Raw genomic sequence first — 20,573 nt, 5'->3', positions numbered from 1 at the left:
CAAGATTAACACTATGTTCGACAGATTTGGAAATAAAGGGGCTGCCCAATGAAAAAAATGGTAAATAATACAATGAAAACAAACCGTCAATTAACACGCTTAACTACTGCGCCATCCTTGTTGTTATCTTTAGCACTAACCGCTTGTGGTGGTGGCAGTGGCGGAGGTGGAAATGAGTCAACTCCAGTTCCTACTGTTGAAGATCCAGTTGCCTGTGCTGGGCTATCATTAGAAGGTGGCTATGAATGCTTAACAGTCAGTAATAGAGACAGTCTTTTATATCAACCTGCAGGACAAAATGCCCAAGGGGTTGCATTACTTTTGCATGGCGCACCAGGAACACCGAATAAAGTTTCGTCAATTTTTAATGCGAAAATGTTAGCCGACACATATAACCTCGTTGCGGTAAGTCCGAAGGGAAATAATACTATGTGGGGCTGGTCTAGTAATAATAGTAGCCAGAATGTTGCCAATTCAGATACCGACTATTTAACTGAACTCATCACAAAAGTAAAAGCAGATTATAATGTTAGCGCTGACAAACTTTTTATCTTTGGTTATTCTGCCGGTGGTTTTATGGCTTATAAGCTTGCCTGCGTTATGCCAGAGCAGATCACCGCTATTGTTTCGCTTGCCGGGCAATACCGAGGAGACTTGGCCAACTGCTCTACCTCAACCCCAGTAAACCTTCACCACTTTCATAGTCCAACAGATAGTGATGTGCCTTTTGACGGGCGAGGTACCGGCCATATAATATCTGTTGATGAAACCATCGATCATTGGCGAAAAAAAAATGGGTGCGCGCAGAGTACAGATACTACAGAGCAGGCCGGTGTAACTAGTACCAGCGAAAAAACCATTACGGAACGTTACAAAAGTTGTGCAAAAAGTTTAGCGCTGTCAAAAATGACCAATGTTGCTCACGAGTCTAATTATCAGGCTAAAGCGTTATTGAGCATCTATAGCTACTTGCTTGACTAAATTAACAATTAACGCTTGGTAAAACAGGGGTAATAACAAATTGTCGTTATTACCCTTGAATGCTGTTTAAAACACGAAAAATAACAAGCGACAAAGCGTGGGCAATGCCCATATTAAACTTATTGCTTTTATTGTGTGATTGATTAAAAGTTTTCGATATACAGCAGAAAAGTCACCATTGTTAGCTCGAACTTTTTTTATACCAACGAATCAATTCTTTTTGATCTGCCGGAGCATCTAAGCCACTGTTAATTAAGTCTCTTGCCTGTTCAGCCAGCAACTGTTCCGCTTTATTCTCTACCTTTTCTAGCATGGTATAAAACAACGTTAACTCATCTTGTGTTAATACTTTTTCCAATTGCTTAGAGCGTTCATCTAGCGCAGCAATAAGACGTTGATATAATTCTTTTCCTCGGTCATTTAACACTAGGTTTTTGACATTTTTCTTATATAGATCTGTTTGAGACTCAATTAAATCCAATGCTAATAGTTTTTTAACCGCCCGGCTAACGGTATAAGAATCCAGTCGTGATTGATAAGCAATATCAGCAGATTTAATTGGCATATAAGAACCAATGTTGATCAGTACCCGCATTTCTCTCGGATCAAGATCTGACAAGTTGCGAATTTTCCAATCACGATTAAGTGCTAATAGATTACTGACCACAGCAATACGAAATGGTAAATGACTGGAAAGATCGAGTGGTTTATCTATTTCTTCCGTCAATTGAAAGGCTTGACTACGTACTGACTTATTAATGGTATTACGCCTATGTAAGCAATTGTTGCCGAAACTTTATCATTTTCTGAAAATAAATAAAGAGCTAACCGTTTACCAATGCCAACAATATATTGCATATGCAATATAAATATTTTATGGTAATACCAAATGAGCCGTTCATTCTTTGGAGAAATATATGCCGTTAGTCAAACCTCTTGCCTGTGATGAAAATCCAGAAGTTACTGAATTAGCAAAGTTTTTTAATGAAACCTTAGGTTTTTGTCCTAATAGTGTTTTAACGATGCAGCGCCGCCCTGCCATCGCAACTGCCTTTATTAACCTAAATAAAGCGGTCATGGCCAATGAGGGACGAGTGACCTCAGAACAAAAGCGTTTGATTGGTTACTTAACCAGTGCTAATACGGGTTGCCGATATTGTGAAGCCCATACCATTTTAGCTGCTGAGCGCTATGGAGGTTCTGAAGCTCGCTTAGCTAACATATGGTCATTTAGAGACAGTGATTTATATACAGAAGCAGAAAAAGCAGCATTTGAATTTGCCCTGGCGGCGTCGAGTGTTCCTAATGCGGTTGACAGTGAAATAGCAGATGCACTCCATCAACACTGGGATGAAGGTGAAATAGTTGAAATTCTTGGAGTTATCGCACTCTTTGGTTATTTAAATCGCTGGAATGACTCAATGGGCACAACCATGGAAGACGGTGCCGTCAATGCCGGCGAACGTCTGCTCAACAATTCAAGCTGGAGTCGTGGTAAGCATATTTAATCTAATAAATGCGCCCTTACCGTCAAATAAGGGCGCACTGACATCGTTTTTATATGCTTGTCAATTAATAGCCACAACTCACTTTTAAATATTTCTTTTATATTTCAATAAATAACTATAAAAAATATTTTCATAATAGCCTGGTACTGGTTTTCGCTGTAAATTTATAGCTACAATGCTAATTACGCTAATTGCCGGTAGATAATTCCTTTTTCCCTAGCCAGCTTTTAAGTTACTGCCTTCTAATTTGTCTACTAACCCTCTGGGCACAACAATAAAAGGCATAACAAGTGATTAATAGTAAAACTCTCGGAAGTATTCTAATTATTGCCGGCACCACAATAGGAGCAGGTATGCTGGCACTTCCTATCGCTTCTGCAGGCTTAGGTTTTAGTGCCGCAATTGTTATTTTGTTTTTAACTTGGTCATTAATGACTTATACCGCCTTGCTCATGTTGGAAGTACACCAGCATGCAGATGAAAATGCCACTTTAAACACGCTAGCCAAATCACTGCTTGGTCGTAAAGGACAAGTCATTGCTAATTGTTCGATGATATTTTTGTTTTATGCCTTATGTGCCGCATACATTTCAGGCGGCGGCTCACAACTGCAAACCAATGTTGATCGCTGGTTTTCATTCGCACTGTCTCCCCAAGTAAGCGTCGTGATCTTCGCGCTATTATTTGGCTCTATTATTACCTTAGGTACTGGTACGGTTGATAAGGTCAATCGATTACTGTTTACGATAAAAGTGATGGTGCTTGCCACCATGTTTTTTATGCTAACACCCCATGTTCAGGGCCAGCATTTATTAGAAATGCCGATAGAAAAAGGCTTAATATTGTCAGCAATCCCTGTGGTTTTTACTTCATTTGGTTTTCATGGCTCTATCCCATCAGTAGTTAAATACGTCGGTATAGACGTTAAATTGTTACGTAAAATAATGGTTATCGGCGCAGCATTTCCGCTGATCATTTATCTATTATGGCAAGTGATCAGCCAGGGATTAATGACTCAAGAACATTTACTAGCCAGTGATGGGTTAACCGGTTTTATCGCCAGCATCAGTGCGCTATTACATGACTCAACGGTTAGTTATGCAATCACTATTTTTGCAGATTTAGCGCTGGCCACTTCGTTTTTAGGTGTGAGTTTAGGCTTATTTGATTTTTTTACCGATGCGCTCAATAAAGGGAATAATAAAAAAGATCGTTTAATTACCGCTGTAGTCACATTTTTACCTCCACTTGGCTTTGCCTTATTTTATCCACAAGGATTTATTATTGCCTTAGGTTATGCGGCAATAGCGCTGGTAATACTGGCCGTATTTTTACCCGTTGCTATGGTATGGAGACAACGCAAACAACAAGACCTAAGCGCGGACTCTTATCAGGTTAAAGGCGGCACTTTCGGTTTAGCGGGCGCCACTATCGCAGGAGTTATCGTGATTGGTGCACAATGTGCGCAAATGGTAGGCCTACTCCCTAGCGTTGGCTAATTAAGATATGCTTGAACCAGCTCGTTAATCTTTTTTAGCCATTAACGAGCTAACTATCAGCACTTAATAAAGATACAAGCTAACTCTAACTAAGGCACTGACTCGCCATTTCTCGCTTCAAATAACCGATACCAGTCTTCACGCGAATAATTTAGCAATAATGCCGCTTTAGCATCCGCGATCCGCGTTGGATTGGTTGAACCGACAATCGGCATAATGCCAACCGGATGGCACATTAACCAAGCGAGAATTACCTGCCAAGGCTGGCATTGATATTTTTCCGCTTGTTGGTTCAACTCATTTTCAATACGCTGTTCATCAGCAACGCTAAAAGTATTGCCCCAGGCAGAATAAGCAACGCCGCCTAACGGACACCAGGCAATAGGCATAATACCATGTTGCTGGCATTGATCTAACACGCCATTATTAAACACATCAACATTATGAATATTGATCTCTACCTGATTTGCCACTAGCGGCATAGGTAATACCGAACGTAATAATTCGACCTGAGAATGGCTAAAATTACTGACGCCAAACGCTTTGACCTTACCACTAGCCTTGAGTTTGGCAAAAGTTTCCGCGACCTCATGCGCGTCCATTAAAAAATCAGGACGATGCAATAAAAACATATCTAATTGCTCAATACCAAGTCGGGTAAGCGAAGCTTCAACACTGTCAAGAATATAGCGCTGGCTAAAGTCATAACGGGTCGGCGCATAATCTGTTGGACTCACCCTTGGCCGGATACCAGCTTTTGAGGTAATGATCATTTTTTCACGTAATTCAGGGGATTCTTTTAATAATTCCCCAAACAGTGACTCACATGCTCCGCCACCGTAGATATCTGCATGATCAAAATGGTTATAACCTTCGTCAATTGCCGTCCTGATCGCCAATTTGCCTTTTTGTCGATCGTCGCTGCTATTATCACCCGTAATACGCATACAGCCATAAATTAACCGTGAACTATCTAACGCAAAATGAGGATTTGAAGTATACTTCATAAGAATTCCATGAAACAAAGTTTGCTTTAAATATAACAAGCCTTTGACAAATAAGCATAATCGTTATTTATAATGGTTTGAACTAACGATAGAAGTGAAATAAAATGCAAGTTAGCTTTATTGCTGCTTTACCTTCAATCCGGCCGCCCTTTTTATTGTTGGCACCTATTTGTGTGTGCTACGGTGCCAGTATTGCCGTTTATAATAATCAGCCGATTAACCTTTCCCATTTGCTACTAATTATTATTGGCGCAGTGTCAGCATTAATTTCAGTGAATTGCCTGAATGAATATCAAGATAACGCCAGCGGTTTAGATGCCAATACCAAGCGTACGCCTTTTAGTGGCGGTAGCGGTTTATTACAGCAACAACCCGAACTTGCATCAATGGTTAATCAAATTGCTATCATCAGTTTAACCGCTAGCTTTATCATCGGCTGTTACTTTGCAATTACCATTGGCCTAACTATTGTGCCAATTGGTTTGATCGGCTCACTGATCATTTTCACGTACACCCGCTATTTAAATAAGTCTCCGTGGCTTTGTTTATTTGCCCCCGGACTCGGCATTGGCGTACTTATCGCTGGTGGCAGCTATTTTGTTTTAACTGGTGAACTCATCCATCCTTATTTAACGCTGCTGCTGCTGATCCCTTTTTTGCAAATCAACAACTTATTACTCCTTAATCAATACCCGGATATAAATGCGGATCAACAAGCAGGACGAAATCACTTTCCTATTGCTTATGGCATAAAAAAAAGTAACTTGCTATATGGCACCTCAGCTTTGTTAAGCGTTGTAGTATTGATACTCACGACCCGCTATTTACCCTTACCTAAACTGATACTACTGGCTCTTGTGCCAATGGCGTTCTCTTTTATCTCTCTTTATGGCATGTGCAAATATCAGCAAAAAATAGCAGGGCAAATCAAGTACCTGACATTTAACGTGCTCAGCGCTAACCTGACACCTATCGTTATTGCGATTATTTTATTTAACCATTCGACTCTATAAAACTTAAGATCAGCCTGTTATATTAGCCAGCATTATTATTTGCTAAATCAATTAGGTACTTGCGTGCAGCACTTTATTTGGAATGTTGACCCAGTTTTAATTTCCCTTGGTCCTCTCACTATTCATTGGTACGGAGCATTATTTGCCAGCTCTATCTTTGCTGGCCTGTACTATATGAAATGGATTTTTGCTCAAGAAAAACAAAACGTTGAGCTGTTAGATAACTTGTTAGTTTATGTCGTCGTCGGCATTATTGTCGGTGCCCGTCTCGCCCACTGTTTTTTTTACGATCCCCAATACTACTTAGCCAACCCTTTGAAAATCATCGCGATATGGGAAGGAGGCCTTGCTAGCCACGGCGGCGGTTTAGGCGCTATTATCGCTGGCTACCTGTTTAGCCGAAAATATGCAGTTAATGTTATCTGGCTGTTAGATCGCCTGGCAATTGCCACAGCATTGTTTGGTATCTTTGTTCGCAGTGCCAACTTTGTTAACGCCGAAATATTAGGTAAAGCCACCGATGTGCCCTGGGGCGTTATTTTTGCCCGTGTTGATAATGTCGTCCGTCACCCAGCACAACTTTATGAAGCTATCGCCTATTGCCTGATATTTATCAGTTTAACCATTATTTATCGCACTACTAAAGCGAAACAATATCAGGGAATGTTATTGGGATTATTCTTGATCATGACCTTCACCGCCCGTTTTATTATTGAATTTTTCAAACAACAACAAGCGGCATATCAAATAGAAGCAGCGCTCAACACCGGGCAAATGCTCAGTATTCCATTTTTCTTAGTTGGGGTAGCACTAATCGTTCGCGCATTTAAACGAACTAACCAACAATAAAAAATAAACGGCAGCAGTGACTATCACGGCTGCCATTTTCCAGCGTAACAATTAACTTGTAACTTAAACAAAAAGCTACTTCATTAGGCAATGATTACATAAGGTAAACACAACGAATGGCAAAAAAATATTATGTCGTATGGAAAGGGGCTCAAACTGGCGTATTTGATAACTGGCCACAAGTTCAACAGTTAACTGCTGGCCGCGCCGACGCGCAATATATGGGCTTTACCAGCAAAACAGAAGCAGAAGCAGCATTTGCTGAGAGCTATACAAAAGCACTAATGAAACGTTCTTTAGCTAAAGATAATGCTCAACCAAGCGGTAAAACAGTCTCGAAAGCAAGCTCATCAGCGAAAACAATAAATAATGATGCAGATATCAATATTTACTGTGATGGTGCCTGTTCACCAAATCCAGGAAAATCAGGTACAGGTATTGCCATCTATCAGGGTAAGCAATTAACTGCGCTTTGGTATGGTCTTTATCAGCCCGATGGCACCAATAATACCGCTGAGCTTAACGGTATGTTGGAAGCATTTAAATTGGCGCAACAATACGTCAATAAAGGTCAAAGCGTACAAATCCTTTCTGATTCCAAATATTCCATCGACAGTATCACTAAATGGGCAGCAGGCTGGCAGAGAAAAGGTTGGAAAAAAGCCGATGGTCAGGCGATTAAAAACCCTGAATTAGTCAAAGCCTGCTACCAGCATTATTTAGCCCTTAAAGCCAAAATCACCATCACTCATGTAAAAGGGCACGCAGATATTGAAGGTAATGAACTGGCAGATCGCATGGCGGTATATGCAAGAATGCAGCAAGAAACTCAATTTATTCAATATGAAGATAGCTTAACTATCAGTACAATTCTGGCGATGCCTTCAGGCTAATTGGCAATATTACACTTAACCATTATTCGACTAACCTAGTGTTAATATAAGGAGCGAAACGAGATGATCAGAGCGATGACCCGGGCAGACTTTGAAAATTTCTGGCCTAGTTTTCAGGCAGTTATCAAAGCACAGGAAACCTATGCTTTTGATCCAGATATGGATATTGAGCAGGCATATCAGATTTGGTGTCTCACGCCATTAAAAAGCTTTGCCTATATCGACAACGGGCAAGTACTTGGTTGCTACTACCTTAAAGCAAATGCTATGGGGCCTAGTGATCATATTTGTAACTGTGGTTATATGGTCTCAGAAGCGGCACGAGGAAAAGGCATTGCTCGGACACTCTGTCAGCATTCACAACAAATAGCCATAGAGCTCAGCTTTGAAGCTATGCAATTTAACTCGGTTATTTCCAGTAATGAAGTGGCAATCAAGCTGTGGCAAAAGCTAGGGTTTCAGATCATAGGCACCATACCTTTGGCCTATCGCCATCCTAAACTAGGTTATATTGACAGCTATATCATGCATAAACAATTAGTGGTTAACACTTAAGCTTGTTAACCACAGTTGTTTTAACGATTATTAACGGGCATTAACAGGAAGTCATTGACACTCTGATACAATTGGTGACGGTTTTGCTCTAAATGCAGCACATGAGTGCCGTTATTTATCACCACGTAGCGTTTATTTTCCGTATTAGTTAACGCGTTAAACAATTGATACGCCTGTTCATTTGAGGGATATTGATCATGTTCACCACGAATGATCAGCACCTTAGCTCGAATACTTTTTGGGTTATAAAAAGAAACCCCTTGAAAAAAATCCGCCACATCGGCATTCGGGCCCGCAGGGTATCTCACTTTCAACTCATCGCTAGCCAACGGATCGGAAGCAAGCCATTGAACTCCCCAAGTTTTAAACATTTCCTGAGCCAATAAAGGCTGATCTGCCTCCGGAGATAATGACGCTAAAGATTGAATCCTTAGCTCTGGCGTTAGTTCGCTGTAAGCTGGCACTGTATTGTTTGCGGCGCTTTTTGTAGCTTGTGCCGTGGTAATGCCGGCATACAAAACTAAATGCTCTACCTTTTCAGGATAACGCTCAGCAAAATGTGCTGCCACAGCCCCGCCCCATGAATGTCCTAAGACATCTATTTTAGCGACTTTATCCTGAGTTAAAATAAACTCTGCCGCTAAATTAACATCCTGTAAAACATCGACACCTCGTCCCAATGGCTCGGCATTTTGCTCTCCCTGGATCATCTCAGAATAACGATCAGAATCACCATAACCTAAAAAATCTAAACTATATACCTGATAGCCAAGCGAGGTTAGCTGATCAACCCATGACTTCCCTGAGATAGTAAAACCAAACGACAACTGCGATGGAAATGACGAACCGTGCAGTAGCAAGATGGTACCCCGTTTCGTTTTGGCTAAAGGGCTGGCACTGTGTAGTGCTAATTGCAAACCGTCAATGCGGCTGTTAATTTTAAACACCTGATGCTTAACGTTATCAACCTCATGATAACGAGTACTTTTTACAGCAGCTTGATTTACTGCCAATAACTTAGCCGATAACAATACGCCTAAGAACAGGATAAAACCTAGGGTTAATTTCATAAAATTTCTCTCAATAGCCTTTCAATAAAAAGTCAGTGTAGCTCTGAGAAATAAAGATGCTTCGACCCGTATCGAACTATGAATAAAAACAGGTAAAAATACTGCCCACTTCTCATGCTAACGATTTACTGCGAGTTAAATAATCGTCAAGCTATTCTTGCGATTAGATCTTCAAATAAGCAAAAGGTATATAAGCAATGGAGCAATCAAATAATGTCGCGCAGTATTTATCCTCGACAAAAACAACAAGCATTAAGCTATTCCACTTTCTAAGCTAGGTAGTTTAATTTGCTACCTATGCCCCTGCTAATATGCAAACCTTTGGTGTTAGCTTGCGCTCTGTGATAACTTTGCGCGATAGCGAAAAGTTAAGCGGCTCATTCGCTATCACGTTTTAGAAATTATCAACAAACAAGAGAACAACTTTATGAGTGACAGTTGGGATGACTATGCCGACGGCTGGGACAGCAATGACTCAGTAATTAGCTATGCAGAAAAAGCCTATGATGCGTTAACTAACACTTTAGATATTAAGGATTGCCGCATTTTAGACTTTGGCTGTGGTACAGGGCTACTGACAGAAAAAATGGCATCGCAGGCAAAATCGATCGTGGCACTGGATCCAGCCAAAAAAATGATCGCTGTGTTAGATAATAAACAGCTTAATAATGTAATTACTATTGCCGATCTGCTCAGTCCGAAACTGATTGAGACTCAACCAGTATTAAACGACAAGTTCGATATTATCGTCGCGTCATCCGCCCTGGCCTTTGTTCCAGATCACCTTGAAACAATCTCACAGCTAAAGCAGCTGTTAAAACCTGGTGGTTACCTGCTTCAGTGGGACTGGTTAAAAGAAAATGATACTGCTGGTAGTGGTTTTTCAGCACAAGAAATCCAACAAGCCTATAGCCATGCAGGATTTATTTCATGCACGACGTCAGTTCCATTTGAACTGCATGATCAAGGAAATACCATGCCGGTTGTCATGGCGCTAGGGCAAAACAGTCACAGCTAGATTTGCGCTCAGTCGCCACTAGTTATCGGGATAAACTTTTAGCAAAGGCACGTGCTTTTGCTAAATCTTCCGGCGTATCAACCCCTTCAACCGGCAAGCGATTTTGTGCAACTCCAACATGAATTTTCTCTCCCTGCCATAACACCCGGAGCTGTTCTAATGACTCGACCTGTTCCAGTTCACTAGCCGGCCAGTTAACATAATCTTTAATAAAGCCAGCACGATATGCATAAATGCCGATATGGCGCAGATAGTAATCGCCAATCTCCTGAGTGCCATTAACCGAAGAATTATTGTGCGCTAAAAAACGGGCACGATCATAAGGAATAGCCGCACGGGAAAAGTACAAGGCATAGCCATCTTTGTCACAGATCACTTTTACCGCATTAGGGTTGAACACTTCTTCAGCCTCAGTAATAGCCACGGCTAACGTCGCCATCCGCGCTTGTTGCTGATTGGTACGCTGTTGATTCGCTAAGTTCTTCGCCACCTGACTGATATTTTCAGGCGGAATAAATGGCTCATCGCCTTGAACATTGACAATGATCTGATCATCATCAAATTGATAATGATTCATCACTTCAGCAAGACGTTCAGTGCCAGAGTGATGATCCGCGCGGGTTTTACACACTTCACCACCAAAGTCACTCACTACCTGAGCGACCTGCTCATCATCTGTAGCAACTATCACTTTTTCCGCACCACTTTGCTGCGCTTTTTCCACCACCCATTGGATCATTGGCTTACCGTCAATATCTGCTAGTACCTTGCCCGGTAAACGAGATGACTGAAAACGAGCTGGGATCACTACGACAAAAGACATAATATCTATCCTACTTAACCGCGTTCATCTTCGCTAATATGACGTGCTTCACTTTCTAATAGCACCGGAATATCATCATGAATTGCGTACGCTAATCGGTCAAAATTACAAACTAATTCACTACGCTCTTTGTTATAGTGCAATTTACCTTTACATACCGGACAAGCCAGTATTTCCATCAATTTAATATCAAAAGCCATTATTTTCTCTCTTTTATTTATGCTATTAAACGCACAATATCCGTTAAGATCGTGCGTTTATCACTCGCACTAAAACTGGCATCTACCGGTAAGTACCACCAATTCTTCTGAGCAAATTCAGTACATTTCACTGCATCTTTTTCTGTCATCAACAATATTTCATTCTGCTGAGCCAGCGCTGTTAACATGGATTTATTATAAGCTTGATGATCAATAAATCCTTGCGATTTATCAAGGATAAAGCCCAGTTCGACTAAATAATTAAAAAAGCGCGCCGGATCGCCAATACCCGCCATTGCATTTACCTGAGGAAATTGCTGAATAAAATCGGCTAATACTAACTGCTCACCAGTTTTCACATTAATCAGGCGTTCCGCTGTTAATAACATATGATGTTGAGCAGTTTTGTTCGGATAAGACAATGGCTGCTCGCCATTAATGATAATGCGGTTAACGCTATTAAGTCTGTTACAGCTTTCTCTTAGCGGCCCAGCCGGTAATAACAAACCATTACCAAACTGGCGTTTGCCGTCAACCACCAACAATTCATAATCACGCTGTAAACGATAATGTTGCATGCCGTCATCACTCATGATCAGCTGACAGCCCAGTTCAATTAATTGCTTTGCTGCCGCAACCCGATCACTGGCCACTACCACAGGTACTTTAGTGCGCTGATAAATAAGTACCGGTTCATCACCTGCTTGTTCAGCACTCGTTTTTGAGTCAAGTAAATAAGGATAATAAGGTGCCTGGCCACCATAACCGCGGCTGATGACACCGACTTTAATCCCCTGCTTGGTTAGCTGTTCTACCAGAAACAACACCAGTGGTGTTTTACCATTGCCGCCAACACCAATATTACCGACAATGACTACCGGACAACTCAGCTTAACCGAGGCTTTTATCCCTAATAAAAATAATGCTTTTCGTAACGAAGATAACAACCAGAACAACAAGGATAACGGCAATAATAATGGCACCAGCAAATATTTCGCTGGATGCCGATAAAACCACACGCGCTCAATCAATCGCATAACAATACTTAACTGCCAAACTGAAAACGATGTAATTGGGCATAGGCACCATCTTGAGCCAATAATTGCTGATGCGCCCCTTGTTCAATAATATGCCCTTGCTCCATAACGATGATTTTATCGGCATTTTCAATAGTGGATAATCGATGGGCGATGACAATGGAGGTACGATTTTTTTGCAGTTCGTTAAGCGCTTCTTGAATGTGACGTTCTGATTCGGTATCTAACGCACTGGTGGCTTCATCCAAAATTAAAAATGGTGCATCACATAACAAGGCTCTGGCAATCGCCACCCGCTGACGCTGACCTCCAGAAAGTAAGGCTCCGTTATCACCTATATTAGTATCTAAACCCTGCGGTAGCTGCTCGGCAAACTCCATGACATGAGCTTTGGTTGCCGCATCGATGATCTCACGCCTAGAAGCGTTTGGTTTACCGTAAGCAATATTATTCGCCAAACTGTCATTAAACAGCACCACATGTTGCGACACATAGGCAAACTGCTTACGAAGATCTTTTAACTTATATTCTGTTATATCTTGTCCATCCACTAATACTTGCCCGGATGTTGCATCGTAAAACCGCAGTAATAATGAACTGGCCGTTGATTTACCACTACCTGAACGCCCGACCAAAGCAATAGTCTCTCCAACGCTTGCGGTAAAATTTAGATGGCTTAACGATGGTTTTTCATCTCCTGGATAGACAAAGCTGACATCTTCAAAGGTTATTTCACCATTCGCTTTAGTAATCGCAATATTACCGCTATCCCGCTCCGCCGGCTCATCCAATAACGCAAAAATACTGATCGATGCCGCCATACCTTTTTGAAATTCACTGTTAACATTCGTCAGTAACTTTAACGGCCTAAGCAACATGGTCATATAAGTTACTACGCCCATAAATACACCAGCAGTCAGGTTATCCACTACGTTATCAAGCGTTGCAATATATAAAACAAAAGCTAAAGCAAAAGAGGCGATTATTTGAATAAGCGGCACACTGGCAGATTTAGTCGCCACCATTTTCATTCGCTGCTGACGATTATGTTTGTTGATTATTTCAAAGCGCTGATTTTCCCTGTCCTGACCATCAAAAGTCAGCACCACTTTATGACCATTAAAGGTCTGTTCAGCGGCTTTAGTAACCTCTCCCATGGCATTTTGGATATTCTTACTGACTTTGCGAAAACGGCGCGAGACGACAGTGACAATTACCGCAATTACCGGCGTGATCACTAAAAAAATCGCCGAAAGTTGCCAGCTTTGCCAAAACATCAGCACCAACAACCCGATAACAAACCCACCCTGTTGCACCATAGTTAACAGTGACTTACTGGTTGCCTGCAACACTTGTTCAGTATCAAAGGTTAGCTTGGAAATCAACGTACCGGTGGAGGTTTTATCATGATAAGCCACTGGCATCGCCATCACATGTTCAAAAATACTCTGACGCAAATCAGCAACAACATTATTACCAACCCAAGCCAAGCAATAATTACTTAAAAAATGAAAAATACCGCGGATAATAAAACAGACAACAACAAATAACGGCGCCCACTTCATAAAGTCAGGATTTTTTCCAGATAACCCTTCATCAATTAGTGCCGGTAACTTAGATAAAAAGTAAACATCAATAGTTGCATAGCCCAGCATGCAGATAATGGCAAAAATACCCGCTTTTTTATAGACCTTGGCATAACCCATTAAACGGGTAAAGTTTTGCCAGGTCGTTGCTTCTGTTTGAGAATGATGTTCCGGTATCTCTGAAGATTTTGTAGAGGCTAATTCGCTCGACATCCAGCGCCCATAAATTATAAAAATGAATTAGTTAGCTATTTTAGCCTGTATTAGCGATGCAACCAAGCCATGATTTCCTTTTCTCTGTATCTTTTAATTAGCAAACCAAAATGGCCATAATTGCTGTCGATAAGGCAAAACCTTAAACTCTTGTTCATTAATCACCACTTTAACCATGCCATGCTCAGCCGTATTAAAAGTAGTGACCCCTTGTTGCTGATAGCGTTTAACGACCTCATCTGTCGGCATTTGCCAGCGATTTAAGAATCCAGCACTAAATACGGCAAACTTAGGCGCTACGGTACGAATAAAATCTGCTGATGACGAACTTTTTGAGCCATGATGCGGCACAATCAACATATCGCTGTTCAATACCCCTGAGTACGAATAATCAACTATGAGCTGACGCTCTGCCTGTAATGAGATATCACCGGTTAACAACACACTAAAGTGACCATCAGAAATTTTAATCACACAAGAATCATCATTATTGGCAACCCTGTTTTGCTTCGGCGATAACATTTCAATTGTTAAAAATTGCCAGCGAAATTTTGTTCCCTGAATACAAGATTCTGCTTGAGGATACTGATTATAGATCAGTTGATTAATCGTAAATTCACCTTGTAAATGTGTCAGGCCACCACTGTGGTCATTATCATCGTGGCTAATAATCACCAGATCTAATACTTGATAACCTTGTGATGTTAAATAGGGAGATAATACGGCTTCAGCCATAGAAAACCCGGATGGAAAACTGGCGCCACTGTCATAGACTAATGCTTGCTCGCTCGCTTCAACCACCACAGCTAAACCTTGACCGACATCCATCACATTCACTTGCCACTGCTTTTCATCATTTATCGGCAAACTTAACGCCATTAACAGCAACACCACCATTGCCTGGGCGCCGATGAAATAAACTTTAGACCAGGCAGTGGTTAAATACAGCATAGTGCCAAGTACCAATAATGCCGCCGCCAAATAAACTAAGTTCGAAACATCAATACTGGCGTACGGCAAACGACTTAACCAACTAAGCCAATGCCAGATAACTTCAATGCTGGTTACTGCTAAATCAAGTAATATTGACGATAGTTCAGTGCTAACCGGTAAAGCTAATACCGCCATTAAGCTCATTGGAATACTAGTTACACTCATCCAAGGAACCGCAAGCAAATTCGCTGGTAAGGCTGCAAGTGACAATTGATTATTTGCAAACAGGGTGAGCGGTAACATGAAAACAATTAGTCCCAGCTGTAATGCCAGTAAACGAGTAATCCAAGTACGCAGCTTTTGCCAGCAGTTTTGTTCCGTATAAATAACTGACTTAAAATAGCACTCAAACCGCCAAATCAATAAGAAGATAATACTAACGGCATAAAACGACAACCAGAAGCTGGCACTGATCAAACTCATTGGATAACACCAACTAATGACAAACAAGGTAAGCGCAAGCCAGCGTGTTAACGTCAGTTTAAGCCCCACACATTTTGCCAGCGACAATAGCACTAACATCAACAATGCCCGAACCGTCGGTAACGTAAAACCAGCCAGATAAGCGTAAAACGCCGTCAGCATTAAGGTTAAAACTAGCACTAGGTAAGTGTTATTCAGCTGAGTAAAATAAAGAGCTTGTCGCTTAGCAAGAAGCTTTGTTAACGGAAAAACTCGCACTAAACCACTGAAGACAAAATACCCAAAAGCCGCTACTAACCCCAGATGTAAACCAGAAATAGCGATTAAATGTTGCGTCGCAGTATGCGTTAATACCTGCCACTGCTGTTTTGTCAGTTGGCTACGCTCACCAAAAGTTAATGCGTAAACAACACCTGAGAGTGAATGTTTGGCAAGTAATGGCGTTAACTGATCGTAAGACCTTTGCCGCAAACTAGGAGTATCAGCCAGTAATTGATTGATTTGACGATCAAGCACATAACCAGTAGCGTGAATACCGTGGCGGCGTAACCAGGTTTGATAACTAAAACCTCCTGAATTTGCCATGCCATGTGGCGGCTTAATGCGCACCGTTAGTCGCCACTGTTGTCCTTGTTTTAACTTTTTTTGCGCTCTTGGCTGCAACTTGACAGACGTTGCTTGCTGCTCGGGCTTAGCATTTACTTTCGTACCAGTGAAACGCTGCTGCCATGCCAGCCGAATTTTCATTGGCTGTGCTAAGGTTTCATTATTAAGCTGAGTAATAATGAAATTAAAACGCTGCACCCCGTTGTTATACTGGGGAATGTTATCAACCTCCCCTTCGACGATTACCCTAGTAGAAGATGAAGAATTTAACCTTTGTTGCTGCTGTTCAAGTACTGACTGATAACTCGCTGCCGACCATAGCATCCAGGCACTACCTAACAAAACACCAGTCAACAGGCGCGTTGCTTTAAAAAAATAAATCAACAAAGCCAGTGCAATTGTCACAACAAAGTAAAATAAGCTTGGCACTATAGGTAAAAATAGTGACAATAGTGCACCAGTGAAAAATGACATTAACCACCAATCCATAGTGATTGTTTTCCTTAATTAGAACTTTATGCCAAAAAAGACCATTAAAAAATTCATGCCCGATCACCATACGATCAAATCACATAAGCATTTGCAGATCTTTGGTGAGCTTTTACATAACGGTAATTTATGGCATTTAAATCGCCGTTCGGTCGCGAAAGCCTTTGCCGTTGGTTTATTTTTTGCGTTTGTTCCGGTTCCGTTTCAAATGATTTTATCTGCGGGTATGGCAATTATAGTACATGCGAACCTGCCGCTGTCGATTGCCCTAGTATGGATCACAAACCCGTTAACCATGCCAGCTATTTTTTATTTTTGCTATTTAGTCGGGACCTGGTTACTAGGAGCACCTGAGCAAAAATTTGTCTTTGAAGCCAGCTGGCAATGGGTGGTTAACAGCCTGTCGACAATTGGACCATCGTTTTTATTAGGTTGCGGTGTGTTAGCGACCTTATTTTCAATACTGGGGTACTTTGGTATTCAGGCGTTATGGCGTTATTCTGTATCGAAAGAATGGCAAAAGCGGTCAAAGCGCTAATAAATCTGCTCTGATAATAATGTAAATTCGAAGTCTAGGCGAAGTATGATCATCAAACTTGATAATTCAAATAAAGAAATAGCAAAACAGATTTTTAATGTTTTTCAACGTTCATATAAAATTGAAGCACAACTAATAGGTACTGTAAATTTCCCCCCGCTATCAAGAAGTGTAAGAGATATAGAGCTTTCAAGCACACAGTTTTATGGTTTTATTGAGGGTGAAAGCATCGCTGCAATTTTAGAGGTTGAGCTCAAAGAACAACAGCTTGACATTAATAGCTTAACCGTTGATCCACATTATTTTAGAAAAGGTATTGCAAGTAAATTAATAAGCTTTGCTTTAGAAAAAATTAAGTATTCTGTGGCTGTTGTAGAAACTGCTGTGGTAAATTTACCCGCAATAAATTTATACAAGAAGCATGGCTTTGTTGAATTTAAAAGGTGGACACCATCTCATGGTATTGAAAAGCTTGCGATGTCAGTAGAGAGAGCTCTCTAACCAGAAAATAAACATGGCGTTAGATGTCAGACTGATTGATTCGACACTTTATTGCTCTTCGACAACAACTGCGCGACTCTGAACGGCTAATAAAATACCTCAGCTTTAACCATGCGCCTTGAAAAAGCTCAACGCCCGCTCTCTGGCACTTTTATGTTCAACAATCGCCGGCCAATAATGATGAGCTTTATCCGCCAGGTATTGATGTGGAAAATGAATATGTTTCTCAGGCACGTGTTCCAGCTCAGGTAAATAACGGCGAATAAACTCCCCTTGTGGATCAAAACGTTCACTTTGACGAATGGGATTAAAAATACGAAAATAAGGCTGGGCGTCACACCCAGTGCTCGCCGCCCATTGCCAGCCACCATTATTGGCCGCAAGATCACCATCAATCAAATGTGACATAAAAAACTGCTCGCCCCAACGCCAGTCAATTAATAAATGCTTAGTTAAAAAGCTTGCCACCACCATACGCAGGCGATTATGCATCCATCCGGTCTTGAGCAATTGCCGCATAGCAGCGTCTATCAATGGGTAACCGGTTTTACCATCACACCAAGCCTGAAACAATAGCTTATCATTATGCCATTTAAGCCCATCATAACGCCGATTAAAATTTTGCTGCATCGCCAGCTGCGGGTAATGAAACAATAAGTGCCGATAAAATTCTCGCCAAATCAATTCATTTAACCAGGAAAATACCGGGCTGTCGCTCGCAACCAATAAATCAGGATAACGCTGTAATAACAACTGCAATACGTATCTCGAACTTAACGCACCAATTGCCAGATAAGGTGACAAGCCAGATGTCCCCTTTATTGCGGGTAAGTCTCTTTGCTGATGATAGTGTGCTAATTTATTTTGAAAAAAATCGGCTAATACCTGCTGCTCGATAACATTCACTAACGGCCAGGCATTCGATACTCGATTGGCTTGCTCATCAGCTATTTCAGTATCCTCAGCTTGTCGCTGCTCCTGAGCATAATATTCAAAGCCGTTTTCACGAACATAGCTGAGCCAGGCTTTTTTAAATGGCGTAAATACTTTAAACATCTGGCCGGACTGATTAAGCAATTTGCCCTTTGGCACAATAACGTCAGACTCAAAAAATTTAAACTTAAGTCCTTGCGACAATAGTGCCTGATCGCGCTGTAGCTCATTCAGTTCAAATTCGCGGTTAGTCACTATGCACTTAATATCATGCTGACAATAATACTGACTTATATAGTCTATTTGTTGTTGGTAGCTATCAACATCTATCACCAGTAACTCAACGCCAAAATTTGCGAGTTGGCTGCGCAATAATGCTAGATGGCGACGTAAAAAGTCTATCTTGATTGCGGCCCAGTCATAACCTCGCCACACCTTTGGCATGGTAAAATAAATTGCTTTATCTTGTGGCTGAGCATGTTGTAAAAAGTAATGAAACGCTGCATTATCATGAATTCTAATATCATGATCACGAAACCATAACAGCACAGTTATCTTCCTTTAACTTCAATCATCAAATTAATAGCCATAACGTAACTTAAGTGCCTGGGGGTAAGGATTTAAATACACCTGCCGGGCAAGGTACTCTTTCGGATGTTTTAATAAGTAATGGTTGATTAAAGTGATCGGCACCATCAGCGGTAATAAGCCCTGACGATACCCCTTAATTTGTTCGGTTAATTCTTTGCGTTCTATTTTCGTTAAATGCTTAGAAAAATAACCTTGAATATGAGACAAGGTATTAGCGTGTTTTTTCCGTGTCGCTTTGGTTTTTAATGCCGTCATTAACCCCGTAATATATTGCGAAGCCATCTCTGCAACGGGTAGATCGGCACGAGCTAGTAATTGCCCTAAGCCTTTATAGGCAATTAAACTATGGCTCATCACAGTATACTTATAGCGACTATGAAAGGCCATCAGCTTATGTTTGGTTATTCCTTCAGCGACTAAGCTTTGCCAGTTGTGATAAGCAAACACCCGGGCAACAAAGTTTTCCCGTAACACCGCATCATTTAGGCGACCATTTTCTTCACAAGGTAACAAAGGTTGAGCACGCATGATTTGCTCAGCAAAAACACCGATACCATCAGCAGGTAAAGCATTCCCCTCAGGAGAATAAACTTTCACCCGTTCCATGCCACAGCTGGGGCTTTTCGCACAGAAAATATAACCACTAAACTGCGTAGCAAGTGTCGCGACTTTTTCACCATAACTGCGTAGTGCTTCTGTGACCTCATTAGTGCCATCAGGGCAAGAAACCTTGATAACATTATCCGCTTTAATTTGCCGAATAGTTGGGCGCGGGACTGGCAAGCCAACAGCAACTTCTGGGCAAAAGGTTTTAAAAGTCACATGCTGGCCTAAGTCATTAACGCAAAAATTAGAGGTTTTACTGCTGCCGTCAAAACGTACTTTTTCACCTAACAAGCAGGCACTGATGCCGATAACAATATCTTCTTTAATCGTATTCATCTTGCTCCTAGATATTTTTAGTCTGAGTTTATTAGCCCAACAATAAGCACTAACTTCACTTAATTATTATCAATGACAAATTTATCACCCTTACATCAGTTTTACTACGCTCTATTTTGCGTCATGTATTGTTATCCCCATGAAAAAATAGCAATCAATTAACAGTGTTAGAATGAACACTTTCGTTAATATTTTGTTACAAATATATTGTATACGATATATTTATGTAGTAATTTTGTTTCGTACAAATTTAAACCAATACCAATAATTTTAACTTTTTGTACGACATATTTACTAAAAACTAG

At 41.0% G+C, this 20,573-nt stretch carries 20 protein-coding genes; 10 read left to right on the top strand and 10 right to left on the bottom strand.

Annotated features, from left to right (window positions below; translation table 11 throughout):
• Positions 1-48: 48 nt before the first annotated feature.
• On the top strand, positions 49-981 hold the full coding sequence (locus QQK06_RS15885; RefSeq protein WP_284245758.1) for a CE1 family esterase: 933 nt from the start codon (positions 49-51) through the stop codon (positions 979-981).
• A 181-nt stretch (positions 982-1,162) separates the two neighbouring features.
• On the opposite strand, the gene QQK06_RS15880 is transcribed toward QQK06_RS15885, so the two are convergent.
• The gene (locus QQK06_RS15880) at positions 1,163-1,708 is read right to left on the bottom strand and encodes a MarR family winged helix-turn-helix transcriptional regulator (protein WP_284245756.1); all 546 of its coding nucleotides are present in this window, start codon (positions 1,706-1,708) and stop codon (positions 1,163-1,165) included.
• 190 nt (positions 1,709-1,898) lie between these two features.
• Between QQK06_RS15880 and QQK06_RS15875 the strand changes: the two genes are divergently transcribed.
• Complete coding sequence (locus tag QQK06_RS15875) at positions 1,899-2,489, top strand: carboxymuconolactone decarboxylase family protein (RefSeq protein ID WP_284245755.1); 591 nt, start codon at positions 1,899-1,901, stop codon at positions 2,487-2,489.
• Between the two features lie 290 nt (positions 2,490-2,779).
• The gene (locus QQK06_RS15870; protein ID WP_284245753.1) at positions 2,780-3,988 is read left to right on the top strand and encodes an aromatic amino acid transport family protein; all 1,209 of its coding nucleotides are present in this window, start codon (positions 2,780-2,782) and stop codon (positions 3,986-3,988) included.
• Between the two features lie 89 nt (positions 3,989-4,077).
• On the opposite strand, the gene QQK06_RS15865 is transcribed toward QQK06_RS15870, so the two are convergent.
• Positions 4,078-4,995 carry an aldo/keto reductase gene (locus tag QQK06_RS15865; RefSeq protein ID WP_284245752.1) on the bottom strand — a complete coding sequence of 306 codons (918 nt, stop codon included), beginning with the start codon at positions 4,993-4,995 and terminating at the stop codon, positions 4,078-4,080.
• Positions 4,996-5,099: 104 nt separating this feature from the next.
• On the opposite strand from QQK06_RS15865, the gene QQK06_RS15860 reads away from it, so the two are divergent.
• The 4 genes from QQK06_RS15860 to QQK06_RS15845 all read left to right on the top strand — a co-directional run bounded on the left by QQK06_RS15860 (position 5,100) and on the right by QQK06_RS15845 (position 8,305).
• The gene (locus tag QQK06_RS15860; protein WP_284245750.1) at positions 5,100-6,008 is read left to right on the top strand and encodes a prenyltransferase; all 909 of its coding nucleotides are present in this window, start codon (positions 5,100-5,102) and stop codon (positions 6,006-6,008) included.
• Between the two features lie 63 nt (positions 6,009-6,071).
• Complete coding sequence (gene lgt / locus QQK06_RS15855; protein ID WP_284245749.1) at positions 6,072-6,857, top strand: prolipoprotein diacylglyceryl transferase; 786 nt, start codon at positions 6,072-6,074, stop codon at positions 6,855-6,857.
• A gap of 116 nt (positions 6,858-6,973) precedes the next feature.
• On the top strand, positions 6,974-7,750 hold the full coding sequence (locus QQK06_RS15850; protein ID WP_284245748.1) for a ribonuclease H family protein: 777 nt from the start codon (positions 6,974-6,976) through the stop codon (positions 7,748-7,750).
• 63 nt (positions 7,751-7,813) lie between these two features.
• A complete protein-coding gene (locus tag QQK06_RS15845) occupies positions 7,814-8,305 on the top strand; it encodes a GNAT family N-acetyltransferase (RefSeq protein ID WP_284245747.1) in 492 nt (163 codons plus the stop codon).
• A 20-nt stretch (positions 8,306-8,325) separates the two neighbouring features.
• Here QQK06_RS15845 and QQK06_RS15840 read toward each other — a convergent pair whose 3' ends face one another.
• Positions 8,326-9,375 (bottom strand): alpha/beta hydrolase, encoded by a 1,050-nt coding sequence (locus QQK06_RS15840; protein ID WP_284245746.1) that lies wholly within the window; start codon positions 9,373-9,375, stop codon positions 8,326-8,328.
• Between the two features lie 427 nt (positions 9,376-9,802).
• On the opposite strand from QQK06_RS15840, the gene QQK06_RS15835 reads away from it, so the two are divergent.
• Positions 9,803-10,393, top strand: coding sequence for a class I SAM-dependent DNA methyltransferase (locus tag QQK06_RS15835; protein WP_284245745.1), 591 nt, complete (start codon positions 9,803-9,805; stop codon positions 10,391-10,393).
• Between the two features lie 22 nt (positions 10,394-10,415).
• On the opposite strand, the gene kdsB is transcribed toward QQK06_RS15835, so the two are convergent.
• The 5 genes from kdsB to QQK06_RS15810 form a co-directional block, all read right to left on the bottom strand.
• Entirely contained in the window at positions 10,416-11,216 is an 801-nt protein-coding gene (kdsB, locus tag QQK06_RS15830; protein WP_284245744.1) for a 3-deoxy-manno-octulosonate cytidylyltransferase, read from the bottom strand.
• Positions 11,217-11,230: 14 nt separating this feature from the next.
• Positions 11,231-11,416 (bottom strand): Trm112 family protein, encoded by a 186-nt coding sequence (locus QQK06_RS15825; protein ID WP_284245743.1) that lies wholly within the window; start codon positions 11,414-11,416, stop codon positions 11,231-11,233.
• A gap of 17 nt (positions 11,417-11,433) precedes the next feature.
• A complete protein-coding gene (gene lpxK, locus QQK06_RS15820) occupies positions 11,434-12,453 on the bottom strand; it encodes a tetraacyldisaccharide 4'-kinase (protein WP_284245742.1) in 1,020 nt (339 codons plus the stop codon).
• An 8-nt stretch (positions 12,454-12,461) separates the two neighbouring features.
• The gene (gene msbA, locus QQK06_RS15815; RefSeq protein WP_284246636.1) at positions 12,462-14,159 is read right to left on the bottom strand and encodes a lipid A export permease/ATP-binding protein MsbA; all 1,698 of its coding nucleotides are present in this window, start codon (positions 14,157-14,159) and stop codon (positions 12,462-12,464) included.
• Between the two features lie 186 nt (positions 14,160-14,345).
• Positions 14,346-16,763 (bottom strand): DNA internalization-related competence protein ComEC/Rec2, encoded by a 2,418-nt coding sequence (locus QQK06_RS15810; RefSeq protein WP_284245741.1) that lies wholly within the window; start codon positions 16,761-16,763, stop codon positions 14,346-14,348.
• Between the two features lie 28 nt (positions 16,764-16,791).
• Here QQK06_RS15810 and QQK06_RS15805 point away from each other — a divergent pair, with 28 nt between their 5' ends.
• Positions 16,792-17,301 carry a DUF2062 domain-containing protein gene (locus QQK06_RS15805; protein WP_284245740.1) on the top strand — a complete coding sequence of 170 codons (510 nt, stop codon included), beginning with the start codon at positions 16,792-16,794 and terminating at the stop codon, positions 17,299-17,301.
• Between the two features lie 45 nt (positions 17,302-17,346).
• Positions 17,347-17,802 (top strand): GNAT family N-acetyltransferase, encoded by a 456-nt coding sequence (locus QQK06_RS15800; protein ID WP_284245739.1) that lies wholly within the window; start codon positions 17,347-17,349, stop codon positions 17,800-17,802.
• Between the two features lie 105 nt (positions 17,803-17,907).
• Here QQK06_RS15800 and QQK06_RS15795 read toward each other — a convergent pair whose 3' ends face one another.
• Both QQK06_RS15795 and QQK06_RS15790 read right to left on the bottom strand, forming a co-directional pair.
• A complete protein-coding gene (locus QQK06_RS15795) occupies positions 17,908-19,290 on the bottom strand; it encodes a cryptochrome/photolyase family protein (RefSeq protein ID WP_431313664.1) in 1,383 nt (460 codons plus the stop codon).
• Between the two features lie 24 nt (positions 19,291-19,314).
• Positions 19,315-20,268, bottom strand: coding sequence for a YbgA family protein (locus QQK06_RS15790; protein WP_284245737.1), 954 nt, complete (start codon positions 20,266-20,268; stop codon positions 19,315-19,317).
• Positions 20,269-20,573 lie beyond the last annotated feature (305 nt).

Origin of the sequence: Thalassotalea insulae, from assembly GCF_030161395.1 — a bacterium.
Taxonomy (GTDB): domain Bacteria; phylum Pseudomonadota; class Gammaproteobacteria; order Enterobacterales; family Alteromonadaceae; genus Thalassotalea_E; species Thalassotalea_E insulae.
This window is presented reverse-complemented; position numbering and strand designations above follow the sequence as displayed.